The organism is Psychrobacter sp. Sarcosine-02u-2 (assembly GCF_002836335.1).
In the GTDB taxonomy this organism is placed as follows: Bacteria; Pseudomonadota; Gammaproteobacteria; order Pseudomonadales; family Moraxellaceae; genus Psychrobacter; species Psychrobacter faecalis.
The window spans coordinates 1-8497 of record NZ_CM009137.1; the positions used below are offsets into that span (position 1 = coordinate 1).

The 8497-nt window shown below is 37.3% G+C and carries 7 protein-coding genes; 5 read left to right on the top strand and 2 right to left on the bottom strand.

Annotation, left to right across the window (positions count from 1 at the left end; all coding sequences use genetic code 11):
• Positions 1–193 precede the first annotated feature (193 nt).
• The 3 genes from repM (at position 194) to CXF58_RS00085 (ending at position 3311) form a co-directional block, all read left to right on the top strand.
• Complete coding sequence (gene repM / locus CXF58_RS00075) at positions 194–1171, top strand: replication initiation protein RepM (protein WP_102076202.1); 978 nt, start codon at positions 194–196, stop codon at positions 1169–1171.
• A gap of 344 nt (positions 1172–1515) precedes the next feature.
• Complete coding sequence (locus tag CXF58_RS00080) at positions 1516–2421, top strand: type IV toxin-antitoxin system AbiEi family antitoxin domain-containing protein (RefSeq protein ID WP_102076203.1); 906 nt, start codon at positions 1516–1518, stop codon at positions 2419–2421.
• Between the two features lie 2 nt (positions 2422–2423).
• On the top strand, positions 2424–3311 hold the full coding sequence (locus CXF58_RS00085) for a nucleotidyl transferase AbiEii/AbiGii toxin family protein (RefSeq protein ID WP_102076204.1): 888 nt from the start codon (positions 2424–2426) through the stop codon (positions 3309–3311).
• 69 nt (positions 3312–3380) lie between these two features.
• Here CXF58_RS00085 and CXF58_RS00090 read toward each other — a convergent pair whose 3' ends face one another.
• Both CXF58_RS00090 and CXF58_RS00095 read right to left on the bottom strand, forming a co-directional pair.
• Positions 3381–5276 carry an ATP-binding protein gene (locus CXF58_RS00090; protein ID WP_102076205.1) on the bottom strand — a complete coding sequence of 632 codons (1896 nt, stop codon included), beginning with the start codon at positions 5274–5276 and terminating at the stop codon, positions 3381–3383.
• A 102-nt stretch (positions 5277–5378) separates the two neighbouring features.
• A complete protein-coding gene (locus tag CXF58_RS00095; protein ID WP_102076206.1) occupies positions 5379–5690 on the bottom strand; it encodes a mobilization protein MobS in 312 nt (103 codons plus the stop codon).
• A gap of 255 nt (positions 5691–5945) precedes the next feature.
• On the opposite strand from CXF58_RS00095, the gene CXF58_RS00100 reads away from it, so the two are divergent.
• Both CXF58_RS00100 and CXF58_RS00105 read left to right on the top strand, forming a co-directional pair.
• Complete coding sequence (locus CXF58_RS00100) at positions 5946–7604, top strand: MobA/MobL family protein (protein ID WP_102076207.1); 1659 nt, start codon at positions 5946–5948, stop codon at positions 7602–7604.
• Between the two features lie 3 nt (positions 7605–7607).
• Entirely contained in the window at positions 7608–8408 is an 801-nt protein-coding gene (locus CXF58_RS00105) for a hypothetical protein (protein WP_102076208.1), read from the top strand.
• The last annotated feature ends 89 nt before the right edge of the window (positions 8409–8497 follow it).

The following is an 8497-nucleotide window of genomic DNA, read 5'->3' on the forward strand; positions in this document are numbered from 1 at the left end:
TCCCTTGGTATTAAAGGCACTTATGACCCATAGAACGTAGTTTACTTACCCATAGAACGTAGTTTACTTACCCATAGAACGTAGTTTACTTACCCATAGAACGTAGTTTACTTACCTTATAACGATATCTATTTATTTATCGTTATAATGGTGCTATATTATTTATCGTTATATAGTTAGAGGGGCTAAGTTGATGAAACCAAGTGTGAATGCAGGTAATAATAAGATGGATCTTATAGTTAAGACAAACAGGCTAAATACAGCAATCCAAAATCTTACGCTTGCTGAAATAAGGTTGGTTCAGTTGGCTATCATAGACAGCAGAGAGAAAAATGAAGGTTTATCAGCCGATAAACCTTTAACTATAAAAGCCTCAAGGTACGCTGAAGCGTTTGGAACGACACGACAGGGTGCTTATGACGTACTTAAAAAAGCAGAAGAGAACCTATTCGAGCGTAGGTTTACTTTTTTAGACGAAAACGATGGTTATCCCGTTAAGTCCCGTTGGATAAGTCAAGCAAAGTATAAGCAGGATAAAGGTACTATCGAAATTATATTTACGCCTGCGGTAGTAAATGAAATAACACGTATAAATGGTATAGAACAGTTTTTTACTAAGTACACGTTAGAACAAACATCGATGCTCAACAGCATGTATTCAGTACGTTTGTATGAACTTCTAATACAATGGCGTGAAGCCAAAAAGACCCCTTTATTTGGCTTAAAAGTATTTAGGGGGCAACTTGGAGTGGATGATGATGAATATGAACGGATGTGTGACTTCAAATCTGGTGTTTTAAACAAAGCTATTAAAGAAATTAATAAGCACACTGATATCAAAGTTAGCTATGAGCAAGAAAAAGATGGTAAAAACATTATTGGGTTCAAATTTAAGGTGCTGTCAAAAAGCAAACCGAAAAGCAGTACACGACAAGGTATTAGTAGAGACGTAGATACAGCTGATATGTTTACGGTTGAAGATCTAAATGATAAACAGCTAGGCCGTATTGCACGTAACCCTCAATTTATCACTGACTATAATCACATGGTTACCCCTACTAGCCCAGCTGGACAGTCGCAGCAAGGATGGGAGTTTGAGATGATTAATCGCCTTAAAAAAGACGCTTCTCAGTTTAAGAAACGTCCAATAAGGGATTATTTAGAGTATTAGTGCTAGCGGTCTGTTATAAGTAGTTCCATTATACCAGTCTGTTTTAAGTAGTCTGTTTTAAGTAGTCTGTTTTAAGTAGTCTGTTAATAGGTTTGAAGGGCGAAATGGCTGGTTCCCTTAAGGTATGCTTTATCTTTAAATAACATAGTTTTTTTACTTATCGCAGGACATATTAAAATGCGTCCTAAGGACGCATTTTAATATGTCCTGTGTCTTATGTCAATTCTTAAAAGCCTTATCAGCTCTGGCTCAGGTAAAATTTATATCATTTACAAAAAAAAGCTTGCAAACTAGTCACACATTGTTTATAAGTCCTTAGGACTTATAAACAATGTGTGACCAACATGCAAAAAACAATTTCTATAGAAGAGGCTACAAGCCTTTGGGTAATTGGGTTAGGCAGAAAAGCAGCCTTCTTCGATTCAGAGTTGTATGAGTTTTTGCATTACATACGTGAAACCAGATCCTTCCAAAACCAAAATATCAAAGGGTTCAGGACGGATAGTAATTTAAAGAAAAAATTATCTGAAGTTACGGACTATCTTGTATCTAGCGGCTTGGTACAAAAACCATATGACAACTACTTCGTTATCGCTAACAAAGACCCTAGCGACCTAGAAATAGTTTGCTCGCTATATAATATAGGATATATAACGTATTTGAGCGCCATGAGGTTCTACAATCTCACTAACAGAATCCCAAAAAGAATTGACTATATTGCTCCTACCAGACCATTGTGGAAGAAAACACAGTCACAAATTCTCTCAGAAAGCAGCCCAAATGGTGAAAACCTAGAAAAGAATGATTTCTTTATACCTCCATACCCTTCTGAACGTATCAAAATTAAGGGTAAATACCTTAATGTTCACTCTCGCTCATGCCTTTACCCTCATATGAATAAAGGCCAAGGCGTTAGAATTATTAGCATAGGAGATTTGTTCTTAGAAATGGTGAGAAATCCCGATTTATGCGGTGGATTTCAACATGTTTTAGAAGTTTATGAAGAAATGGCAGAGGTTCTTTTAAATGAAATCATAGACTCAGTTGAGCTATATGGCACTGCTATCGATAAAAGTCGCATTGGTTTCATCCTAAACTCTCATTTGGATATTCAGGATCCTATAATCGCTGAATGGAAGACTTATTCCACAGCTAGAGGAGGAAGTCGTAAAATGATATCAAACGAACCTTACTCAGACTCATATAGTGAGGACTGGTGTCTATCCCTTAATCATAGTGTGTTTAACTAAAAATGAAAAATATTGAAGAATGGATAGACAGAGCAGAAAATGATGATGAAAAAAAATTTAGGCAAGCTATTCACTTAATTTTATTGGCTATCTCTCGTGATAAATTCTTATCGCAAAATTTAGTCATAAAGGGAGGAATAGTATTATCTTTAGCTTATGGCTCGGAACGCTATACAACCGATCTAGATCTATCTTCTTTAGATAACATGGAAGTTTTAAGCAAAGAAGATCTAGAATTAAAGCTAAGCAAGCAAATTACAGCTGTTGTTGCCTTAAATGACTACGACTTAAAGCTCCTAGTTCATTCTATAAAATACATGCCTAAAGATCCTAGTAAAGTAAAGTTCCCGGCTTATAAAGCGAGGATTGGGTATGCGGATAGCACAAATAAGAACGCTATAAAACGCTTAGATAACAAGCAATCTCCTCACATCATTGAGCTTGATATTAGCTTCAATGAGAGTGTGTCAGTAAGTGATACTGAGAACTTCAAGTTAACTGACCGACTCAATGTTTTATGTTACTCACTTGAACAGCTTATAGCTGAGAAGTATCGCAGCATACTACAACAGATCGTTAGAACTCGTAGTCGCCGTCAGGATGTTTTCGACATTCACTATCTTTTAAACCAAGAAGCAAGTCTTTTATACTCAAACGAAACTAAAAAAACTGTATTAGATAAACTGATAAAATGCTCTGAGCGTAAAGGAATAGAAGAATACTTAAATCAATTTGGAATGAGAGATGAAGAGATAAAAAGACTCTCACTCGAAGATTTTCATACCCTTTCTCTTGAAATAGATATCGATACAGAAGTACCTCCAGCAGATATGTATACCGTAGTCCAAAATTATTTTGAATCACTCCCATGGAGTAATTTAAAGATATAATATGTTGAGAGTAAGGTTTAAGCCTTACTCTCAACCATTTACTATCTACTTAAGTGAAGGTGGTGGGGCTTAAGAAGATGAATTTACTTCACATGTAACGGTCTTTATATGTTCGAACCACTCATTGATTTCAGTATAGGCATCCATATCTTGAAGTAGACCTACGCTTAAATCTTTAGACAACTCTAGATTAAATTTTCTTTTTATTTCTTTTTCATTATATTCCTTTAAGTTTCTATCTCCGTTTTTGTAGCATTCTTTTAAATGGGCACTTAAACTTTTAGGGATATTCATATCTTTCCAAGTGTCTATCCATCGACTATCTGCCATATCAATGAATGGATCTGAAAATTCATAGCACTGGCTATGTAAGCTGGGATGGATGTAATTTTCTATCTCATAAAACTTTGTCTGGAAAGCTTTGTGTAATGCATTTTGGTTAATCTTGTTTATTATTCTTTTATATTTTTTAACATCTCTATCATAAATATGCATTTGTGGAATGCTAGATAACTTATCTAAATATTTATAGTTTTCCCAATGTTCTAAGTTGCCGCCTCCTAGAGGTATAATTAAAATATTAGAGTTATTTTTTAAGTCAAAATTAAAACAAGGTGATATATTTTTTAAAAACTCAACATCTGTGTATCCTTCTAAACATATAATCAACTTTATATTTGAATCGACTTTTGCAATTGTAATATTGGGCATTACCCCTAAAGATTGAGTGACTTTATCTAGCACTAATGGATCGTTCGACTCAATTTCTATTTGATTATGTTCTCGGTATATAAAAATAATATTATTTGTAGGGACCAAGGCACCTAAGCTAGGGCTATGTGTCGTTAGTAATATCTGGGTATTTTCTTGTTCAGAAAGGTCAACTAAAGCACTATATAACATTTTTTGCCAGTCTGGATGCTGTGCAGTTTCTGGTTCTTCCAGAGCATAAATAACCGTTTTTTCTGATACTCTTTGTCTTTCAGCCTCAGCTCTAAAGTAGTTTAGAAGTATTAATCTTCTTACACCGCTTCCCCTCTTGTTAATTGGTATCCCATCTTCATCTTCGAATGTAAATGAAAACAAACTATCCCATGCTTTTGTTGAAACCGTCGGTGTTAATGCGTTAGCAATCTCTGGGTTCATTTCCCTAAGTTTTTCTATGGTTCTTAAACCAATTTCTTCAGTTGCTGTTACTATCTTATCTTTTAACTTATCTAAATCTTCTTGCATTCCACTTAAAATAGATTTAGTAATGACTTTTAGAGGACCTTGTACCTCTGAATCTGAGTCCTTATTTTCTCTATCTGCCTTGAAAAGGAAGTAAAGTGGTAGATCTACTTTAATCGCATCATAAATTTTTTTCCCATCTTCTGCATCAATAGGAATAATAGTTTCTGTTAAGTCTGAACTTTGGATATTTGAAAACTCATAAATAGCTTTACGAATCTCACTACAAATAGTTTTATTAACCACAGTAGTATCATGACTACTGTGGAATAAAGCTAGTTCTTTTTTTAAGTCAGTTATTTTTCTACATATTAATGGGTTGTTGAATTTTGCATAAGGATAATCTGCAACTATATAAGTTTTTAATGATTTTGACGTTATATTTGACCCTGAAGCACTCCAAACCTTTCTTATAGTTAAATATTCTTCTGAATCTAATAAGTATTCTTGTGATAGTTGCGTTGGGATAGTATCAATTGTATAAGATTTTTTTGAGTCAATCTTAAAAGATACTTGAATTGTAATATCACTGTCTGCTCCATTCAATCTCTTTTTATTTAAATCTAAAACATCAATTTTCACTGTATCGTTGTTAAAAAAAATCTCTAAAGCCTCTAAAATAGTAGACTTCCCAACGTCATTTTTCCCTATAATTACATTTAAATCTTTGTGTATTTCTATAGTCTGTTCTGTATAACCTCTGAAATTTTTTATGTATAGCTTTGAAATAACCATTTCCTAATTTCCTCAAAATCACTCTATTACAGCACTGTTTAACCAAAAAAAAATTAAGTAAATCAATACGAGATTTTTTATAAGCATAAATTACTAAATTATTCAAAATAGCTTAGAGTCTATCTTAGCTTCGTTGTTATTCTCAACACTAGCTCTATCCTTAAGTTCTTTCACTAAGTCTGCCATTAAATCCTTATCCGTTTGTCTGCTCAAAAAATCCAACAGATTATCGGCTGTATATTCCCTTAAACCATCTACCGAATTCTTCTCTAAAGCATCTACAAGAAAAGCACCCAGTAGTATTTTTTGCCGTGTCAGTTTCTTATCTAGCTTCTGCTTCTCTCTATTGATCTTAAGCTCAAGTTCATTAATCTTCTGCTGTTCCTTTAAATCACTACCACCGAGTAAGCTCATATCATATCCTTAAACTATTAAATTTTTTACTCATCTGACTATATCAACTTCGCTAATTCCTAACAACAGTTTATGATATAGTTATTTGACGTATGGTTGAGTCTCACTGACTAAGTGCGAGTTTTCGACTTTACAAATGTTTATCCCTATCGGTCACACATTTATAAAATCAAAACATCGGCAGGGGCAAGCCCCCACACCCCCAGCACTACGAAAAGACGTAGTGCTAAAAAACAAAGGTATGAGTATTTAGAAATGGCTATTTTCATCGCATCGACCAAATCAATATCACGAGGTAGCGGACAAAGTGCGGTTGCTTCTGCGAGCTATCGTGCTGGTTGTGAATTGGAAGATAAGCGATATGGTAAGACCCATGATTACTCAAAAAAGCAGGGGGTAATGAGCGCCGATATTATTTTGCCGACAGTATTGGCTGCTGCCAACGCTGAAATTTCACGCAGTGAGTTATGGAACAAAGCAGAGGATGCCGAGAAGCGAGTCGATGCGCGTGTGGCTCGCGAATGGCTGGTTAATCTACCCCATGAATTAAGCGAGCAAGACCGAAAAGAGCTAGCACATACCTTCGCCCAGACCTTAGCAGACCGTTACGGCACCATTGCCGATTGCGCCATTCATGAGCCAACTCAAAAAGAGATCGATCGGGGCGCAGACCCTCGAAACTTCCACGCTCATATCCTATTCACCACGCGCACCGCAGCGCTTGACGGTAATCACGAGATCATACTAACCGACAAAGCCAGTATTGAGCTGTCAGATAATAAGCGGCGTTCGCTTGGCATGGCAAGCGTCAGCCATGAGATTAAAGAGGTTCGCCAAATATGGGAGCAGATCGCCAACGAAAAACTAGCCGAGCATGACCATAAACTGATTGATAGTCGCAGCTATGCCGCGCAAGGGATTGATATTGAGCCACAACTCAAAATGGGATCAGTCGCTACCAAGCTGGAACGTGACAAATACGAGCGAGAGCTAAGAAAAGCTGAACAAGCCAAAGAAGAAGGTAAGCATTACGAGATTGATAAAACGCCAGCAACACAGCTTGGCACTATCAACGAGATAATCAACGAGCGTAACGAGCTGGTATGGGGCGTAGAGCTTACCAAAAATCAGATCGTGAATGATGCCGCTGATGCCATTATCTTGAATGGTCATAAGATTGAAGACGTTGAACACAGCACAGCAGATGAACCGATAAAAGAGCCTGAACCACTAAGTGTGCCAAAGCCTAAAGCCCCCACGCTCGATGCGGTGGCAAAAGCCATGGCAATGGCTCAGGGCATTAAGACTAAACGCGCAGATGAGCAAAAACAAAAAGAGGTGGAGCTAGAGCAGCAAAGGCAGCGCGAGCTTGCCGAACAACAAAAACGTGAACAAGCCGAACGTGAGCGCATTGAACAGGCACGAGCCGACAAAGCAAGGCAGCTTGCGCTTGAAAACAAGCAATTCCTTGCTGACAAAAAAGCGCTGTATGCATCTGTAATGGCACAATTAGAACAGCATACGCAGAAAGGGATTGATCCAAACAGCAAGACCGGCAAACTTATTTTAGCGATTTCAGTCGCTAATGAGGTCATGCACAGCTTCAATCAATACACAGACAACCCAGACACCACACAGAGACAGCGCGAGCTTGCGTCAAATGAGCGTGGCGCGTTAACGGACTTAGTGAGCGACAAATCACAGCAAGCACTGAATGAGATCAAAAACCTACACTACACCAGTGAGCGTAAAACGCACACAGCAGCCCTACAAGACGTTTTAAGTGAATTTATAGACAATCACAGCCCAACCATCGAAAAAAACCAGCAGCAAGCGCTACAGAGCGTCCAAAAAGATATTACAGACTACAGTAACGAGATAAACCGCAGCCGCAGCTATGGATTAGGAAGATAAAAAATGTCAGAGACCCCCAACCTTGAAGACCTACTTGCCGCCATTGCAACGCTCACCGAGCATAATACGGCCTTGTTAGAGAGGATAGAGGAAAAAGACCAAGCTACCAAAGACAGGGATGCAGCAAACGCCAAGCTTGTAAACGATCTCATAGCCCAGCTCAAAGATTATCAAGAACGAGAAAATGTCATCAAATCAGCGATTGCTATTGGTGCAGCTAAAGAGGTTAGCAAAGAAGTTTCTGCGGTGCTGAATCACTATCATAACCAGTTAACACAAGGCGTGGCTGGTCATGTTGCTAAGGCCAATCATCACTTAGTACAAACTGTAAACCTAGCCACCACCAGTATTAATGATTTATCCATATTATCATCAGATATGAAAAAAACCTTTGATGCTAACTTTAAGAGTTTGAGCTTCTTTGCGACTGAGTTTCAAGATCAAAATCGGCAGTTAGCTAATGATGCCAAAAACACATTAACCAACGTTAGAACAGAAGCTAAAGAAGGCGCTAAACAATATACCAAAGCGCTATCGGATGAATTTGCTAGATCACTAAGCTGGAAGGCTTCTGCTCTCGTAGGTGGTATCTGTGCTTGTATATTTGCCCTTACGTTATTGTCTGTTTTGCTACTTGTCCCTAGTAAAACAGAGATAGCTCAGCGTAAGGCTGATTATCAAAGTTTAGAGAAAGCTGTTGTCGTTGATAATGTGGTTAGAGGTCAAGATGGTTACTATGCGAGAATCAAGCCAAAATCTTGTTTTATAGGTACAGACAAATATCAATACTGCAAATTTAGATAGCTCAAAACGCTTATCTTTTTAGTTAATAAAAAAAAGAAAAAATGCTTTTAATGTTTTTAATGCTTTTAATAGCTTTTAAGTCCGCTACA